Source organism: Roseinatronobacter monicus (genome assembly GCF_006716865.1).
GTDB classification, from domain to species: domain Bacteria; phylum Pseudomonadota; class Alphaproteobacteria; order Rhodobacterales; family Rhodobacteraceae; genus Roseinatronobacter; species Roseinatronobacter monicus.
The window spans coordinates 3,614,392-3,631,682 of record NZ_VFPT01000001.1; the positions used below are offsets into that span (position 1 = coordinate 3,614,392).

The following is a 17,291-nucleotide window of genomic DNA, read 5'->3' on the forward strand; positions in this document are numbered from 1 at the left end:
CGCTTAAAACTCTTTCATGATGGCAGCCGCCTCGCGGAAGGAATTGGACGGCCCGCCCGGCAGCATGATGAGTTTCGCATTGCTGGATTTGGCCAGACCTTCCAGCGCTTCAACCTGCATCCGCGCGGTCTGGAAGGTCAGTGCATCGCGGGCATTCTCGCCCTCTAGTGACCCGGCGATTACACGGTTCGATTCCGCATTCGCTTGCGCAATGGCGAGAATACCATCGGCGCGGCGCTGTGCCTCGTACAGTTCGGCATCGGCGTTCAATTCGGTTGCACGGCGTACACCTTCGGCGCGGGTAATGGCCGCGCGGCGCTCGCGCTCTGCCGCCAGCACTTCGGCCATGGCCTTTTGCGTTGTGTCATTTAGGCGTACATCAGTGATTTCCGAGCGTGAAATCCGAATGCCATAGGTCTTGCCCGCATCTTCCAGCGCTTCCAGAAGCGCCAGGTTCAGCGACCCGCGATCTGATTGCACCGCGTCCAGTTCCACCTTGCCCAATTCCGAACGCACCAGCGATTGCACCAGCCCGATGACCAGCTCGTCAATTTTGTTCACGCGGAAAACGGCGGCTTCGGGGTTGTCGATCCGGTAAACAACCAAAAGCTGTGCGCCAAAGACGACGTTATCGGCAGACACCACTTCCAGTGAGATGTCGTTGAGCACCTGATCGTTGACCGGTACCTTGGAATGAACCCGATCCAGAAAGGGCACGATCACATTCACCCCCGCATCCAATGTGCGGTGATATGCGCCCAGCCGCGTGACAACATAGTTCTCTGACTGCGGTACAATCTTCAGCCCCAGCAGGACGATAAGTACCAGCACGACGACCAATGCTAGAATAAGTTCCATGACAACCCCCGGAAAAAACGATGCACCCGATACATATGACAGATCGGCTATGCCGCAACGTTAAATCACGTGCTGTCTTCAGTGGCAACACGCCGCGCCAGCAGCATCAGCGATAGCGCTGTGGTTGAACACAGGATCATCCCGACAATCAGCGGAATTGGTGTGCCATCATAGGCCAGCGAAATCGGCACCGCGATCAGCACCGACCCGACCGTGGACAGTGACATGACAACCGAAGACCCGATGCCCGCCATATGGCCCAAGGGCTGCAAGGCCAGCGCGTTCAGATTGCCGAATGTCAGCCCGATGGAAAAGAATGCGGTGCACATGAAGGCAAAGAACAGTCCGAAATCCCAAGGTGCGGGCAGGCCCAGACTCATGAGGCCCAGAAACACCACCGACACGCTGGCCTGCCAGAAAAACGCATAGGTGGCGATCTTGCGCATGCCCAGCCGCATGACCATTTTGGCGTTCGCCACGCTGGCAGTTCCGGCCACAAGCGCGGTTGCGGCAAACCAGAACGGGAAGGTAGCGGCGCGGTCATACACATCGTCAAAGATCATGGGCAGGTTTGACAGCCACGCAAAAAGCGGCGCAAAGGCAAATGTCAGCGCTACGACATAGACCATCACTGCCGGATTGGTGACAATCTCGACCAGCGCAGACCCCAGCACGCGCGGACGCAAGGCGCGGCGGTTTTCGGGGGCCAGTGATTCAGGCTGACGCGTCATCAGCCACAGTGCTGCGATCAGGCCAAAGGCTATGAAGGAAAAGAAAATCATGCGCCAGTTTGACAGCCAGATGATTCCGGCCCCGATGGACGGCGCAATCGCGGGCACCAGCACGAACAGGGTCATGATAATGGATGTCACCCGCGCCATTGACCGGCCCGAATACAAATCGCGCACCATCGCCGTTGCGACCACACGCGGTGCCGCCGCCCCCAAACCTTGCAAGAACCGCGCGGCCAGCAACGACTCGATTGACCATGCCTGCATCGCCAGCAACGCGCCTGCCAGATAAACCGCAATCCCCACCAGCAGCACCGATTTGCGCCCGAATGCGTCCGAGACCGGCCCGCAAATCAATGTCCCAAGGCCAAGACCAAAGACGAAACTTGCGATCACCAACTGCCCACGCGCGGGCATGTCGGGCGACAATTCCAGCCCAATCGCGGGCAAAGCGGGCAACATCGCGTCGATGGAAAACGCCACGGTCGAGATCAGCAGCGCCATAAGCGCTACAAACTCTCCAAAGCGCAGCGGTTTCGTGGGCGAGAAAGGACGCCTCATCCGGGGGTGCCTGTCAGATCATCAATCACGCTGTGCCAAAGTTCCGTGGGCTGCGCGCCGGACACGGCATATTGCTGATCCAGCATGAAGAACGGCACGCTTTGAATGCCGCGCGCGCGCGCTGCGCGATCCGCCTCGCGGATCATCTGCGCATCCGCGTCCGTGTCCAGCAAGCGCGCGATCATGTCTCGCAGCAAGCCTGACTGCGCGGCCAGATCCAGCAGCACCTCGCGGTCGCCAATGTCGCGCCCCTCGCAGAAATAGGCACGGAACAGCCCGCTGACCACGGCACCCTGCCGCCCTTCCAGCCCCGCCCAATGGATCAGGCGGTGCGCATCCAGCGTGTTGGGCGTTCGGGTAATGGCGGGCAGGTCCAGCTTGAGGCCAGCCTCCTCGGCGGCTTGAACGACAGGGGCATAGGCATCCAGCACACCTTGGTCGCCGCCGAATTTCAGGCTTAGATACTCTTGCCGTTCCATCCCCTCTGGCGGCATGTCGGGGTTCAACTGGAACGGGTGCCAGCGGATTTCAAACGGGTGATCTGGGCGCGATTCCAGCGCGCGGCCCAGTTGCGTTTTGCCAATATAGCACCACGGGCAGATCGGATCAGACCATATATCAAGTGGTATCATGCGCCCTCCGCACGGTAGCTGTCGCGCAAGGCCCGCCGCGACAATTTTCCATTCGCGCCGCGCGGCAGGCTGTCGCGATGCCGGTACAGGCGCGGTTGTTTGTAGCGCGCCAGATTTTCGGCGGCATAGGCTTTCAGCGCGTCTTCGTCTTGCGGGCTGTCGGCGGTGTAGAACGCAGCGATCACGCTGACCCCCTCGCGCACGGTCACTTCCGTGCAGGCGATGTCATGGATTGCGGGGTGACTGGCCAGCGCGCGTTCCACTTCCAGCGGCGAGACGCGAAAACCGCCTGCATTCATCATATCGTCATTGCGGCCCAGATAGGCGATCGCGCCATCTGCGGCCATGCGCCCCCGGTCGCCGGTCAGGAACCAGTCCCCCAGCAACGGCAGGTCGGGCGTGCTGTCTTGCAGATAGCCCAGCATCAGGCCCGGATCACTGCGATGAATGGCCAGCATACCCTCATCACCGCGAGCGACGGGTGCGCCGTCTTCATCCAGAATGGCGATTTGCCGCCCCTGCTGCGGATAGCCGGCACTGCCTGCGGGGGCAGGGCGGTCAGGGCTGGCCGAGATGTAGGTCGAGCATTCGGACATGCCCAACGCCTCGAATATCTCGCGGCCGGTCGCGGCGTGCCATGCGTCGCGGGTGATGTCGGGCAGTTTCTCGCCTGCGGACAAGCCGTGGCGCAGGCGCGGCAATTCCAGTGCGCGGCCTTCTTTCAGCAATTGACGATAGACACCCGGCACACCGGCAAAAAGCGTGGCATCAAAGCGTTTCAGCATCAGTGCCAGGGGTGCGCCCGCCTCGGGGATCAGGGCAGTCGCGCCAATCGCCCAAGGGTCCATCAGCCCGGTGCCCAGTGTGTAGGTCCAGTTGAACGCGCCAGCATGCAGCATGCGGTCATCTTGCGTCAGCCCATACCAGCCGCCCCACATCATCCGCCGTGCCCATATGGCGCGATGCGCATGGACAACAGCGCGCGGACTGCCGCCACTGCCCGAAGTGTAGATGATATAACCGGCCCTGTCTGGACTGCCCATATGCCAGTCGCAGGGGGGCAGGTCTTGCATCTTATGCAGGTCGGCCTGCGCCAATACCGGCGCTGTGTGGTCCGGCAGGGCCACCCCCTCTGCCCCCAGCACCAGTGCGGGCGCTATTTCATGGGCAATGCGTGTGATCTCAAACGCCGTCAGTTGGGTTGAGGTCGGCACAGGCACCAGACCGGCGGCAATCGCCCCCAGATAGGCCACTGGAAAATCAACCGTGTTGCCCAGCCGCATCAGCACCCTGTCACCCGGCTGCAACCCTGCGGCCAGCAAGCCAGCGCCCGTCCCGCGCACCGCCGCGATCAAGCGGCCATAGGACCACCGCTCGGCCCCGCTGGCGCGCAGGATTTGCAGCGCAATCTTGTCGGGGGTCGCGGCCCCCGCAGACAGCACATACTGCGCCATGTTGAATGGCGCGGGGCACGGGGCGGTCGGGCTGGGGTCGGTTATGGACAGCATACGCCCAGTGCTATGCGCGCGCCTTGACAGTTGCAAGCCCAAGCTGGCGCGCGTAAAGGACAAAGCCATGACCAGACCGAATGACCCCAGCGCTCTGAGAATATCGCGTGACACGGGCACCGCAGAGGCGGCACAGCCCATTGATCTGGCCATGCGCGTGCGCACGCTGCGAAAAGACCGTGGCTGGACATTGGAACAGGCGGCCAATGCGGCGGGGCTGGCGCGCTCGACCTTGTCGAAAATCGAAAACGGCCAGATGTCGCCGACCTATGATGCGCTGAAGAAACTGGCGCAGGGGTTGGAAATATCGGTGCCGCAACTGTTCACCCCGCCCGCGCGGCAGGCCGCCAGCGGGCGCATGGCGGTGACGCGCGCCGCCGAAGGGGTGGCACAACCGACCCCCACCTATGACCATAGGTTGCTGGCGGGCCAACTCAGCCAGAAGAAGATGCTGCCCTATCAGGCGCTGGTACGCGCACGCGACATGTCGGATTTTGACGGTTGGGTGCGCCATGGCGGCGAAGAGTTTTTGTATGTGCTGACTGGCGAAATCCGGCTGTTCACCGAGTTTTACGCGCCCGTCGATATGCGCCGTGGCGACAGCGCCTATTATGACGCCAGCATGGGCCATAACGTGATTTCCATCTCGCGCGAGGATGCGCAGATCTTGTGGGTTACGTCGCTGGAGTGAGCGGGTTGCTCAGGGGTGTTCGATCTGCTGCAACAGATAGATATCCATGATCCAGCCGTGCTGTGCGCGCAATTGTGTGCGCGCGTCGATAATCTCGGCGGCCACATCTGCAAGCGCGCCGTGTATCAACACCTGCTCTGCCATGCCCAGATAGGCCCCCCACCAGATATGCAGCCCTTCGGGGTCCAGCACCGAAAATGCGCCGCCGGAATCGAGCATCACGGCCAGCGTTTGGGCACCTTCGGGCCAGCCCGCCTCGCGCAGCCGCCGACCTGTGGTGATGGTGACGGGGGCTGCCAGCTTGTTCAGCGGGATCGCATGGGCCGCTGTCAGCACTTGCAAGCTGGTGATGCCCGGCACGACATGGACGCGCAGGTCAAGGCCCGCCGCACCCAGCCGCTCGGCAATGCGCAGGCTGCTGTCATAAAGCGACGGATCGCCCCAGACCATCAGCGCCACATGCCCGCCCTGCGGCGCGTGTTCTTCAATCTGGGTGCGCCAGCATTGGGCAATGTCGTCATGCCAATCGGCAACAGCACCCAGATAGGGTTGATCGGTGGCGCGGCGGGGCAGATCGAATTCGACCACCTGCACCGGGCGCTCCAGCACTTCGGCGCAGATTTGGCGGCGCAGATCGGCCAGATCGGATTTCTCCGCGCCCTTGCGCGGCAACAGGATCAGGTCCGCCGCGTTCAGCGCCTTGATTGCCTCGCGGGTCAGGTGATCAGGATTGCCGGTGCCAATGCCGATCAGGTGCAGATCAATCATGCGTCCTCTCCGGCGAGCGGGCCATAGAGGATCAGCGCTGGTGCCGCGCTGGCGCTGGCGTCGAGGGCGGCGGCAAGCCCCGCCACAGTGCTGCGCAGCAGGCGCTGGTCGGGATGGCTGACATTCTCGGCCAGCAAGGCCGGTGTCTGGGGCGGCAGGCCCGCCGCGATCAGCCCTTGCGCCAGTTCCGCGAAGGTCCGCTTGGGCATGAACACCACAGTCGTTGCATCCGAGTCCGCCAGTGCGGCCATGTGCAGCCCTTCGGGCAGCGCGCCGCGAATGTCATGGCCGGTCACATATTGCACCCGCCGCGCACAAAGCCGGCGCGTCAGGGGAATGCCCGCCGCCGCTGCCGCGGCACTGGCCGAACTGACACCGGGGATCACCTCATATCCGATGCCTGCTTCGCGGCAGGCGATGATTTCTTCCTCCAGCCGCCCGAATATGCCCGGATCGCCCGATTTCAGCCGCACGACCCGCGCGCCGGTCTGGGCATATTCCACCAGCAGACGGCTGACATGGTCCTGTTTGGGCGAGGGGCGGCCTGCGCGCTTGCCCACTGCCACCAGTTCTGCGCCCGGTCCGGCATGGGTGAGGATGGCCCCCGAAGACAGATCATCGAACAACACGGCATCCGCCGCCTTCAACCGCGCCACGGCTTTCAACGTCAGCAATTCGGGATCACCGGGGCCAGAGCCGACAAAGGACACAAAGCCGCTCATGGTGCATCCTCGGCGATCAGGTGGAAGAAACTGCCGCTGACATGGCCCCTGCACGACCCTGTTTCGATCACGTCCTGCCCGTCGGCATCGGTGACATGTGCAAGGGGCGTGTCGGGCTGCTCCAGAATGGTGGAATAGTGAAACTCATGCCCGCGCAACCGTGCGCCCACCGCGAATCCCGGCATCGCTGACAAAAGGGTCGCACCCCGGTAGCCCAGATGCATTTTGCGCTTCTCGTAGCTTGTGACCAGCCCCAACAGCCCGGCCATCTGGTGGCGCACGCCCTGCTTGTCGACCAACCCTTCGCCTAGCGCCATATAGCCCCCGCATTCGCCGTGGATGGGGCGCGATTGGGCGTGGCGGGCGAGTCCCGCACGGAACCGCGTGGCCGCCGCCAGTTGCCCGGCATGCAATTCAGGGTAGCCACCGGGCAGCCAGACCAGATCGGCTTGCGGGTCGGGCGCTTCATCGGCCAGCGGCGAGAAAGGCAGCAGTTCCGCGCCCGCGCGCCGCCACCCTTCCAGCAGATGCGGATAGGTAAAGGAAAACGCGGCATCTTGCGCAAGTGCGATGCGTTGCGCAGGCGGGCGCGGCAAGGCCGCAGCGCGTGGCACATGTGCCCCTAGTGCAGCAGCGCGCAATGCGGCCAGATCGACATGGTCACGCAGGAAATCGGCATAGCTGGCGATGGCCGCGTCCAGATCGGGGTGCTCAACCGCCTGCACCAACCCCAGATGACGTTCGGGCAGTTTCAGATCACCGCGTCGGGGCAGTGCGCCCAGCACGCGAATGCCCGCCTTTTCCATGCCCAGTCGCGCAAGCCGTTCATGGCGCGGGCTGGCGACACGGTTCAGGATGACGCCTGCAAAGGGCAGATCGGGCTGATAGCGCGCAAATCCCAGCGCAACGGCCGCCGCCGACTGCGCCTGCCCCGACACATCGACCACCAGCACGACGGGCCAGCCCATCTTTGCCGCTAGCTCTGCACTGGACCCATACCCAAGCGCGCCGCGTGTCGCCACCCCGTCATACAGCCCCATCGAGCCTTCGGCGATCACCAGATCAGCGCCCGCCGCCTCAGACGCGATGGCATCCATCAACCCCGCACCCATCGCCCAACTGTCCAGATTAAAGGACGCGCGCCCGGAGGCTGCGCGGTGGAACGCGGGGTCAATGTAATCCGGCCCGCTTTTGAACGGTTGCACATTCAGTCCTGCATCGGCAAAGGCGCGCAACAGCCCCAGCATCACGGTTGTCTTGCCTGTGCCCGATGCGGGCGCGGAAATCATCAATCCCGGTGTCATTCGCGGCTGTCCTTGTAAATGCTGTCGGCGCTTTGCGGACGGAAGCGGCGGTCATAATCGGGCGCATAAAGCGCGCTTTCCACGAAAGCTTCGGCCCCCAACGCGTGGCCCACAAGGATCAGCGCGGTGCGTTCCATGCTGCCCGCCACTTCGCCTTGTATCGTCCCCAATGTGGCGCGGATGATGCGCTGATCCGGCCAGCTTGCGCGCCAGACCACGGCGACCGGGCACTCAGCGCCATAATGCGAGGTCAGGTCCGCAACCACCTGTTCCAAGTTCTGGATGGACAGGTGAATGGCCAAAGTCGCGCCTGTGGCGGCAAAATTCGTCAGGCTTTCGTTTTCGGGCATACGGCTGGCGCGGCCCGGTGTGCGTGTCAGCACCAGCGATTGCGCCAGTTCGGGCAGGGTCAACTCGGCCCCAAGGGCTGCGGCTGCGGCGGCAAAAGCGGGCACACCCGGTGTAACGGTATAGGGGATATCCAGCGCGCGCAGGCGGCGCAGCTGTTCGCCCAATGCGGACCAGATCGACAGATCCCCCGAATGCAGCCGCGCCACGTCAAGCCCTTGCGCTTGCGCATCCACGATTTCCGCCATGATCTGATCCAGCGACAGGGGCGCTGTGTTCACGATCCGCGCGCCCTTCGGACAATGGGCCAGCACCCCTTCGGGCACCAACGATCCGGCATAGAGGCAGACCGGACAGGCCGCGATCAGATCACGCCCGCGCAGCGTCAGCAAATCCGCCGCCCCCGGTCCGGCCCCGATGAAATGCACGGTCATATCTCGCCCCCTTCTGCCAATGCGCAGGTTGCTTGTCCCGCACCGGAAATCTGCCGGATCGCCACAATCTGCGCGCCTGTGCCCGCCGCCAGCAAGGCGCAGGCTTCGGCCATGCTGCCTGTGCCAAACTCGGCGTCAATGCGGGCCGATTGCGTTGGGGTCGCTATGCCTGCCAGAGCCGCGCGCGGCAAGGCCAGAAGCGGCAGGTTCAGGGCGCGGGCCAAGGGCAAGACCTGCGGCGCGCGCATTTCAAGGCAGGCGAGTTTCGCCAGCCTGCGCCCCTGCGCCATTTGCGCCAGTAACGCGCGCATTTCGTCGAATGTCGCGCGCGATGTGCAGCCGATCCCCGCTACAATCATCGTTGCCCCCGCCATTGCACAATCGGATAGGCCGCGCGCCAGCCGCGCTTGCGGCCCAAAGGGGCGGCCTCGGACAGGTCCAGCCGTGTCAGGGTGCCGCCTGTTTGCGCGTGCCAGTGGCCAAGCAACGCCTCGGATTCCAGTGTGACGGCATTTGCGACCACCCGAACACCCTGCGGCAATATTTGCCACAAATGCGCCAGCAGCCCCTCGGACAGCCCGCCGCCGATGAAAACCGCATCGGGCAGGGGTTGGCCTGCCAAGCCATCTGGCGCGCGCGCTTCGACCAGTTTCAGCCGGTTTACGCCAAGTGCCTGCGCATTGGCTATGGCCCGCGCGGCGCGGGTCGTGTCTGCCTCGAAGCCGATTGCCTCGCATTGCGGATGGGCCAACAGCCATTCAATGCTGACCGACCCCGACCCAAGGCCGATATCCCACAGCAATTGCCCCGGCGCAGGGGCAAGGGCGGCAAGGGTCAGGGCGCGGATGGCCTGTTTGGTGATCTGTCCGTCATGCGCGAAAAGCGCATCCTCGCGTCCCGGCACGCAGGGCAAGGCCTGCCCGCCCCCTGCCACCTGCACACCCACGGCGACTGGATGGGCGACATCGGCCAGCGCATAGTCCGCTGCCTGCACCTTTCGCAGGCGCGCGCGCGGCCCGCCAAGCGCTTCCATCACATGCAAGTCACTGTCGCCAAAGCCAAGCGCGGTCACATAGGCGGCCAGTTCTGCCACGGCGGCCCCGTCGCGCAGCAAGACCAGTGCGCGCGCGCGCCGCGCCAGATGCGGGCGCAGGCGGGACAGGGGGGCGGCATGCAGGCCAAGGCAGGTGACATGCTCCAACGGCCAGCCCAAAGCCGCAGCGGCCAGAGAAAAGGTCGAGGGGGCAGGCAAGGCCCGCCATTCGTCACGCGCCAGATGCCGCGTGATGCTGCTGCCTGCCCCGAACCAGAACGGATCGCCAGACGCCAGCATCACCACCCGCCGCCCCCGCTGCGCCAGAAGCTGCGCGATCCCATCTGCAAAGGGGACCGGCCATTCCATCACTTCGCAAGACAGGTCGGGCAGCAGGGCCAGATGGCGCGCGGCTCCTGCGACGAATTCCGCTTGCATCAATGTGTCATGGCTTGCATCTGACAGGCCGCTCGGGCCATCTTCGCCCAAGCCGATGATCGTCAGCCAAGGGGCCCTAGCCATGCACAATATCCTTGTCCTTGGTGGCACGATTGAGGCCACGCGCCTTGTCGCCGAACTTGCACGGGCGGGGCTTGGCACCACACTCAGCTATGCAGGGCGGGTGGAGCGGCCCAAGCCACAACCCGTTCCGGTGCGGGTGGGTGGTTTTGGCGGGGTGGAGGGGCTGGTCGCCTATCTGCGCGCCCATCACGTCACCCATCTGATTGACGCCACCCATCCTTTCGCCGCGCAGATGAGTGCACATGCCGTGCAGGCCGCGCAGATCACCGGGGTGCCGCTTCTGGCCCTGACGCGCCCCGCGTGGACCCCTGTCCCCGGCGATGACTGGCACCGCGTGCCCGATATTCCGGCGGCGGTCGCGGCACTTGCTGGCCCCGCGCGGCGTATTTTGCTGGCCTTGGGCCGGATGCATCTGGCGGGTTTCGCGGCACAGCCCCAGCATCACTATGTTTTGCGCCTTGTGGACCCGCCAGAGGTGCCACCGCCCTTGCCCGATCACCATATCATTCTGGATCGCGGCCCGTTCGATGCCGCTGCGGATGAGGCGCTGATGCGCGCCCACCGTATTGATCTGGTTGTGTCCAAGAATGCGGGCGGCAGTGGGGCGCAGGCGAAGCTTGTCGCCGCGCGCGCGCTTGGTTTGCCTGTGCTGATGATCGACCGCCCCGCCCTGCCCAACCGCCGCGAAGCGCATGACATCGCAGCAGTGCTGGACTGGATCACCGGTTGATCTGCCCCGACCACAGGTCATGCCGACCTCGGGGTATACAGGATCGGGCCGCGCGGCGTGTCGATCACCCGCGTCAGGCTTGAGCCGACAATCACCACTGTGCGCATATCGGCCATTTCTGGCAGGGCCTCGGTCAGGGGCACGATGCGCAATTCTTCCTGCGGTGTGGTGACGGCGCGCGCGAACAGCACCGGGCGGGCATCGGCGCAGGCCTCGCGCAACACATCCAGCGCGCGGGCAAACCCCTCAGGGCGCGATTTCGAGCGTGGATTGTAGAAGGCCATCGCAAAATCCGCTTCCGCCGCCAGACGCAGGCGTTTTTCAATCAGCGCCCAAGGTTTGAGGTTGTCACTCAGGTTGATCGCACAGAAATCATGGCCCAGCGGCGCGCCCGCGCGCGCGGCGGCGGCCAGCATGGCGGTAATGCCCGGCAGCACACGAATATCCAGCGCGCGCCACTGCGCTGGGCCTGCCTCCAATGCCTCGAACAGGGCCGAGGCCATGGCGAATACGCCCGGATCACCCGACGACACGACCACCACACGCTTGCCATCCTGCGCCATCTGCAAGGCATGGGCGGCGCGGTCCAACTCGACCCGGTTGTCGCTGGCATGCAGGGTCAGGCCATCGCGTTCAGGGATGCGCGCGATATAGGGAATATAGCCCACGATATCGGTGGCCTGTTCAAGGGCGGCGCGCACTTCGGGTGTGACCAGCGCCTCATCCCCCGGCCCAAGTCCTGCGACGACAACCCAGCCGCTCATGGTCTGCGCCCCTGCCCATGGATCAGCACGATCGAGAAATAGGGCGTCACCTCATCGGCATCGACCAGTCGTTGCACGCGCTGGCGGGGCATTTGGGCATATTCCACCATCCACGCATCCTCCAGCCGCCCCGCTGCGCGCAAGGCGCGTTTCAGCTTGGGCAGGTTGCGGCCAATTTTCATGACAACCAACGCGTCGGTCGCGGCAATCTTCTCGGCCAGCACATCTTCGGGCAGGGTGGCCATCAGCACAGTCAGCACATCATCGCCCCATGTGATCGGCTGGCCCGTAGCTGTCCATGCGCCGGACATGCCAGTGATGGCGGGCACCACTTCAACAGGGATCACATCTTTCAGCCGCGTATACAGATGCATGAAAGAGCCATAGAAAAACGGGTCGCCTTCGCACAGCACCACGACATCTGCGCCAGCTTCCACCAAGCCGCGCAGATGTGCCGTGCAGTCGGTATAGAATGCCGACAGCATATCGTTGTAGCGCGGGTCTGCTACGGGAATTTCAGTGGTGACCGGGTATTCCATCGGAAATTCCACAGCATCCGCGTGCAGCATTCCGTCAACAATGGCACGCGCCTGCCCTTTGCGGCCCGCCTTGCGGAAAAAGGCAACATGCCCCGCCCCGCGCACCAGACGGTCGGCGCGCACGCTCATCAGGTCTTGTGCGCCGGGGCCAAGGCCCACGCCGTGAAGCGTGCCCATGCTCATTCCTTGCGACTCGCAATCGCGTTGATGGCCGCAACCGTGATCGCGCTGCCCCCCAGACGGCCCTTGACGATGCACGCGGGCACAGGCTGCGCCTGCCACAGCGCCTCTTTTGATTCCATCGCACCGACAAAGCCGACAGGGCAGCCGATAATGGCGGCAGGGCGCGGGCAGGACGGGTCTTCGAGCATGTTCAGCAGGTGAAACAGCGCTGTCGGCGCATTGCCAATGGCGACCAGCGCGCCCGCCAGATGGGGGCGCCACAATTCCAGTGCTGCGGCTGACCGCGTGTTGCCCATCTCGCGCGCCATGTCCGGCACGCGCGGGTCGCGCAAGGTGCAGATCACCGGGTTATCCGCAGGCAGGCGCGGGCGTGTCACTCCTTCGGACACCATATAAGCATCGCACAGGATCGGCGCACCATCGGCAAGGGCGGTGCGGGCCGCGGCGGCGAAATCGGGCGAGAAGTGGATGAACTCTTCCAGCCCGACCATGCCCGCGGCATGGATCATGCGCACCGCAATGGGTTCTTCATCTGGGGTGAAGCGGGCCAGCGCGCCTTCGGCGCGGATGGTAGCGAAGGACTGACGATAAATCGCCGCGCCATCGGTTTCATAGGTATACGGCATCAGTCCCCTCGGAAATACGCAAGTGCATCGGCAGCATTCAGTCCGCTGGCGCGCGTTTGCCCCGCAATCACCAGATCAAACCGCCCTTCGCGCCCAATCAGCGTGATATCGGCATCGCGCGCCCGTGCGCAACCCTTCGCACAGCCCGAGACATGCAAACTGCTGGAAATATGCGGTGCAAGCGCACGCGCCAGCGCGCGCGTCTCGACACTGGCTTGGGGGCAAAGGGGGGCGCCCGCGCAGGCATCCACCCGCAGGGCCGGATGATCGGGCGTGGCGATCAGGCTGTCGGGCAAGGGCAGAGCGCGCACCCCCTCCAGCACAAGGTAGCGCCAAGGGGTGAGGCGCAAGCCGGGGGCATCGCTGGCGCGCATTACTTTGGCCAGATCCTGCGCGATGATCTGGCCAAAGGCCGCGCCCAGTATCAACCCGACCGGCGCTGGCCCAGCGGCAAGGCGCGCGCGGGCGGGGTGTGGCTGCACATCCCATGTGGCCCAGTCGGGCAGGGGCGCGGTGTGGCGCGCCATACGCCCTGCACGCGCGCCCCCTGACGCCATGAACCAATCGGCAAGCCGGATCAGGGTGTCAATCTCGTGCCCTTTGTCCAGCGCCATGCCAAGCGCGCGCCCCTCGGCGCGCAGGATCAGCCCGCTGGCGCTGCGCTCGATGCGGAAATCGGCGGGATCGTGGCTCAGGACGGGGGCAGGTCCGGTATCCATTGCAAACCCCATCTTGGGAGGCAGGGCAGGCAGCTCTGCCAGACGGGCGGCAAGCTGGTCATACAGGCGCGCACTGTCGTCGCCCTCGGCCCAGTCGGGGGCAATCAGGATGTTGCGGCGGGATTCCAGTTCAGGGTCGCTGTCCAGCAGGTCAAGGGCGGCCAACGTATCTTGCAGGGGCGCAAGTGCGGCATCGGTGACACCGCGAATTTGCAGATTGGCGCGGTTGGTCAGATCAATCAGCCCTGCGCCATGCGTTTGTGCCGCCTCGCACAGCCCCAAGGCCTGCGCGCGGGTCAGGCGTGCCGCGCGGGGGCGCACCCGCACCACCCAACCATCGCCCGAGCGCATGGGGCGCAGCGCGCCGGGGCACCAGCCCTTCACCTCGATCTCAGTCATGCGTCAGCCCTGCCAGAATAGAGTTCCGCCGTGTCACCCAAAGCCCTGCCTCATGCAAGGCGGCAAAACGCGCCTCCATCGCGGCCAGCGCGCCGGGGTTCTCAGAGGCAAGGAAGTCGCGCACATCCGGCGCACCAAGGGTTGCGTCGTAATAGAGGTCAAAAAGCTGCGGCGGCACAGCCTGCGCCAGATGCGCGAAGGCGGCCAGATGGTCCAGTGTCGCGGCAATTTCAGCGCCGCCGCGAAAACCATGCGCCATCATGCCCGAAATCCAGACCGGATTGGCCGCCCGTGCGCGCACGACACGGGCGATTTCTTCGGATAAGGGCCGCGCGCGCGGGCTGTCGGGGCGCGTGGCGTCGAGATGATAGAGTGCAGCCTTGCCGCCTGTTACGGCTTGCGCGGCGGCAAAGCCTGCTTCATGGGCGGCATAATCCTGCGCCAGCAAAAGATCCGTCTCTGGCAGGTCTTGCAAATGCACAAATGCATTCGCCCCGGCCACACGCGCGGCAATGCCTTCGGGGTCGTGCTGGCCGGTATCCATCGCGTGGGATGAGGCGGCCAGCCATGCGCGGCCTGCCACTTGCCGTGCGGCGTCGGTGTAATCCTCCAACGACGCGCCCATGCCCAGACCATAGCTGCCGGGCGCAGGGCTGTAGACGCGTGCGCCGCCCGTGCCGACAAACGGGTTCCAGTCAGGGGCTTCGTCCCGCGCGGCCAAGGCCTGCACGGCCTGCCCGAACAAGGCGGCAAGCTGTGGAAACACATCGCGGAACAGGCCCGACACACGCAGGGTCACATCCAGCCGCGGCCTGTCGAGTTCCGCAATCGGCAGGATTTCCACGCCCGACACCCGCGCTGAGCCTTCGTCCCAGACAGGGCGCGCGCCCAGAAGATGCAGCGCCATGGCAAATTCCTCGCCCGCCGTGCGCATGGTCGCACTGCCCCACAGATCGACCACCAGCGCGCGCGGCCAGTCGCCATGGTCCTGCAAGTGGCGGCGCACCAACTCATCGGCCAGCTTGATCCCTTGGGCATAGGCGGCGCGGGAGGGCACCGCGCGCGGGTCGGTGGTGAACATGTTGCGCCCTGTGGGTAGCACATCCGACCGCCCCCGATGGGGCGATCCGGACGGGCCGGGGGCCACAAACTGCCCCGACAGCGCCGCCATCAACCCCGCACGCTCGCGCGCGCCGTGCTCGCCACGCCCGAAGATGTGCAAGCCCTCGCCAAACTGGCTTTCCTTCACATCGCAGACGAAACGGTCAATGCGGGTGATGGCGTCATTGATGCAGGTGGCGCTCTCAAGGCCCAACTCGCCACCCAGCCCCAGCGCCTCGGCCTCGGCCCTGATATCGCCTTGCAGGCGGTCGCGGCGGGCGGGGTCCAGCCCATCGGCGTTGGAAAACTCGTCCAGCAGCGATTCCAGATGCGCCAGCCCTGCGCCGGTTTGCGCGGCGACCATGGGCGGGGGCACATGGCCCAGCGTGACCGCGCCAATGCGGCGCTTGGCCTGCGCCGCCTCGCCGGGGTCATTGACGATAAAGGGGTAGATCACCGGCAAATCGCGGATCAACGCTTCGGGCCAGCAATCATCCGACAGGGCCACGGATTTGCCCGGCAGCCATTCCAGCGTGCCATGCGCGCCAATATGCACCAGCACATCCGATTGCACACGCAGCCACAGGTAAAAGGCGACATATGCATGGCGCGGGGTGCGCGACAGGTCGTGATATTCATCATCGCGCAGATCGGGCGTGCCGCGTTCGGGCTGCAAGGCAACAAGCGTCTGACCAAGGCGCAGGCCCGCAAAGCGAAAACTGCCCTCATGACACGCCGGATCGTCCTCTGGCGCGCCCCAAGCTTCGGCAAGGTCATCTTGCAGCGATTGGGGCAAGGTCTGCAAAGCTGCGCGATAGGCCCGGAGCGGCCAGTGCAGGTGCTGGCTGTCCATCGCGTCGGCCAGCATCCGGCCAGTTGCGCCCGGCGCGCCGATGTCTTCAAGCATCGCACTTGCACTTTCCAGCGCATCCAGCCCGACCGCATGGGCCATATTCCACCCCTTGCCGGGATAGGTCGAGAGCACAAGTGCCACCCGCCGCGCCGACACGTCCATATCCTGCAAGCGCACCCATGCGGTAACGCGGTCGGCAATGGCGGTGATGCGCGCAGGCTCGGCGCGGTGCTCGGCGCGGGCGAATTGCAGATCGGGGTCGGGGTCGGTGAATTCCTTGAAACTGGCGACGCCTGCGAACATGCGGCCATCCACCTCTGGCAGCACGACATGCATGGCCAGATCGGCGGGCGACAGGCCGCGCGCGGAATTCCACCATTTGCGCCGCTCATTCGTGGCAAGGGCCACCTGAAAGACCGGCACGCCCGCGGCTTCCAGAACAGCGCCATCTGTACCCTGCGCGGAAAAGGCCGTGGCATTGACCACCGCGCGCGGCGCAAGCGCCTTGATCCAGCGCGTCATCCATGCGCGCGCCTGCGGTTCCTTCAGCGACGGCGCGAACAGTGCCAGCACATCGAAACCGCGCGCCTCCAACGCCTCCGCCAGCGCACGGATCGGGGCCAGATCGGCGGCGGCAAGGTAGGAGCGGTAGAAGGTGACCACAATACGCGGGCGGGTTGCGTGCAGCGCAAAACTGGCGGGGCAAACACTGCCCTGAGGTTGCCAGCCGCCCACCTGCGGCAGCACACGCGCCCCGCGCACAGGCGGTGCGTACAGGCCCGCCGCCAGCGCCAGTTGCTGCAACGCTGCCTGTGCGGCCACATCCCCGCCCATGTCGCACAGGTGTTTCAGGCGGCGCAATGTGCTGACCGGCAGGGTCGAGGCCGCATCCAGCGCTGGATCATCGCGCCCATCGGCAGGCAGAACCGCCAGTGCGATGCCCTTTTGCTGCGCCAGCGCTTGCACCTGTTGCAGCCCATAGGCCCAATAAGCCGCCCCCCCGATCAGGCGGATCAGGATGCCCTTGGCTGAAGCGAGGGTATTCTCGACATAGGTATCGACGGACAGCGGATGCTTCAGCGCGGCCAGATTGGCCAGCCGCACTGTCGGCAACCCTTGCGCGCCCGCACGCCATCCCGCCGCGAAAGCGCCCAGATCGCTGTCGGAGAAGGACAGCACCACCAGATCCGCCGGGCTTTGGCCCAGATCGGTGGGGGTGGCGGCCTCGTCCAGCCCATGGCTTTCGCGGAAGATGACATGCATCG

At 64.9% G+C, this 17,291-nt stretch carries 17 protein-coding genes; 2 read left to right on the forward strand and 15 right to left on the reverse strand.

The genetic code is table 11. The features are described from left to right. Window positions 1-3: 3 nt before the first annotated feature. From BD293_RS17180 to BD293_RS17195, 4 genes are all read right to left on the reverse strand, one after another. Window positions 4-858 carry an SPFH domain-containing protein gene (locus tag BD293_RS17180; protein ID WP_142083893.1) on the reverse strand — a complete coding sequence of 285 codons (855 nt, stop codon included), beginning with the start codon at window positions 856-858 and terminating at the stop codon, window positions 4-6. 65 nt (window positions 859-923) lie between these two features. Beyond that, on the reverse strand, window positions 924-2,150 hold the full coding sequence (locus BD293_RS17185) for a multidrug effflux MFS transporter (protein WP_142083896.1): 1,227 nt from the start codon (window positions 2,148-2,150) through the stop codon (window positions 924-926). After that, window positions 2,147-2,782, reverse strand: coding sequence for a DsbA family oxidoreductase (locus BD293_RS17190; protein ID WP_142083897.1), 636 nt, complete (start codon window positions 2,780-2,782; stop codon window positions 2,147-2,149). Before BD293_RS17190 ends, BD293_RS17185 begins: the two co-directional genes overlap by 4 nt. Continuing rightward, window positions 2,779-4,290 (reverse strand): class I adenylate-forming enzyme family protein, encoded by a 1,512-nt coding sequence (locus BD293_RS17195; RefSeq protein ID WP_142084714.1) that lies wholly within the window; start codon window positions 4,288-4,290, stop codon window positions 2,779-2,781. The genes BD293_RS17190 and BD293_RS17195 overlap by 4 nt, the downstream gene beginning before the upstream one ends. A gap of 67 nt (window positions 4,291-4,357) precedes the next feature. Between BD293_RS17195 and BD293_RS17200 the strand changes: the two genes are divergently transcribed. Then, window positions 4,358-4,981 (forward strand): helix-turn-helix domain-containing protein, encoded by a 624-nt coding sequence (locus tag BD293_RS17200; protein ID WP_142083899.1) that lies wholly within the window; start codon window positions 4,358-4,360, stop codon window positions 4,979-4,981. Between the two features lie 9 nt (window positions 4,982-4,990). On the opposite strand, the gene cobF is transcribed toward BD293_RS17200, so the two are convergent. Genes cobF through cbiE form a run of 6 tightly spaced genes read right to left on the reverse strand, consistent with a single transcriptional unit; the run spans window position 4,991 to window position 10,112 of the window. Beyond that, window positions 4,991-5,749 carry a precorrin-6A synthase (deacetylating) gene (gene cobF / locus BD293_RS17205; protein WP_142083901.1) on the reverse strand — a complete coding sequence of 253 codons (759 nt, stop codon included), beginning with the start codon at window positions 5,747-5,749 and terminating at the stop codon, window positions 4,991-4,993. After that, window positions 5,746-6,471: a uroporphyrinogen-III C-methyltransferase gene (gene cobA / locus BD293_RS17210; RefSeq protein ID WP_142083903.1), complete on the reverse strand. Its 726-nt coding sequence runs from the start codon at window positions 6,469-6,471 to the stop codon at window positions 5,746-5,748. The genes cobF and cobA overlap by 4 nt, the downstream gene beginning before the upstream one ends. Then, window positions 6,468-7,775, reverse strand: coding sequence for a cobyrinic acid a,c-diamide synthase CobB (locus BD293_RS17215; protein WP_142083905.1), 1,308 nt, complete (start codon window positions 7,773-7,775; stop codon window positions 6,468-6,470). The genes cobA and BD293_RS17215 overlap by 4 nt, the downstream gene beginning before the upstream one ends. Further along, entirely contained in the window at window positions 7,772-8,557 is a 786-nt protein-coding gene (gene cobM, locus BD293_RS17220) for a precorrin-4 C(11)-methyltransferase (RefSeq protein ID WP_142083907.1), read from the reverse strand. The genes BD293_RS17215 and cobM overlap by 4 nt, the downstream gene beginning before the upstream one ends. After that, on the reverse strand, window positions 8,554-8,916 hold the full coding sequence (locus BD293_RS17225) for a cobalamin biosynthesis protein (RefSeq protein WP_142083909.1): 363 nt from the start codon (window positions 8,914-8,916) through the stop codon (window positions 8,554-8,556). Before BD293_RS17225 ends, cobM begins: the two co-directional genes overlap by 4 nt. Then, complete coding sequence (gene cbiE, locus BD293_RS17230; RefSeq protein WP_142083911.1) at window positions 8,913-10,112, reverse strand: precorrin-6y C5,15-methyltransferase (decarboxylating) subunit CbiE; 1,200 nt, start codon at window positions 10,110-10,112, stop codon at window positions 8,913-8,915. Before cbiE ends, BD293_RS17225 begins: the two co-directional genes overlap by 4 nt. Here cbiE and BD293_RS17235 point away from each other — a divergent pair. Next, window positions 10,111-10,842 carry a cobalt-precorrin-6A reductase gene (locus tag BD293_RS17235; RefSeq protein WP_142083913.1) on the forward strand — a complete coding sequence of 244 codons (732 nt, stop codon included), beginning with the start codon at window positions 10,111-10,113 and terminating at the stop codon, window positions 10,840-10,842. The two genes, cbiE and BD293_RS17235, sit on opposite strands and share 2 nt — an antisense overlap. A gap of 17 nt (window positions 10,843-10,859) precedes the next feature. Here BD293_RS17235 and cobJ read toward each other — a convergent pair whose 3' ends face one another. Genes cobJ through cobN form a run of 5 tightly spaced genes read right to left on the reverse strand, consistent with a single transcriptional unit; the run spans window position 10,860 to window position 17,289 of the window. Then, window positions 10,860-11,606: a precorrin-3B C(17)-methyltransferase gene (gene cobJ / locus BD293_RS17240; protein WP_142083915.1), complete on the reverse strand. Its 747-nt coding sequence runs from the start codon at window positions 11,604-11,606 to the stop codon at window positions 10,860-10,862. After that, entirely contained in the window at window positions 11,603-12,328 is a 726-nt protein-coding gene (gene cobI, locus BD293_RS17245; protein ID WP_142083917.1) for a precorrin-2 C(20)-methyltransferase, read from the reverse strand. The genes cobJ and cobI overlap by 4 nt, the downstream gene beginning before the upstream one ends. Beyond that, the gene (locus BD293_RS17250; RefSeq protein WP_142083919.1) at window positions 12,325-12,954 is read right to left on the reverse strand and encodes a precorrin-8X methylmutase; all 630 of its coding nucleotides are present in this window, start codon (window positions 12,952-12,954) and stop codon (window positions 12,325-12,327) included. Before BD293_RS17250 ends, cobI begins: the two co-directional genes overlap by 4 nt. Then, entirely contained in the window at window positions 12,954-14,072 is a 1,119-nt protein-coding gene (locus BD293_RS17255) for a cobalamin biosynthesis protein CobG (protein WP_211841053.1), read from the reverse strand. The genes BD293_RS17250 and BD293_RS17255 overlap by 1 nt, the downstream gene beginning before the upstream one ends. Further along, a complete protein-coding gene (gene cobN, locus BD293_RS17260) occupies window positions 14,065-17,289 on the reverse strand; it encodes a cobaltochelatase subunit CobN (RefSeq protein ID WP_142083921.1) in 3,225 nt (1,074 codons plus the stop codon). Before cobN ends, BD293_RS17255 begins: the two co-directional genes overlap by 8 nt. Window positions 17,290-17,291: the final 2 nt, after the last annotated feature.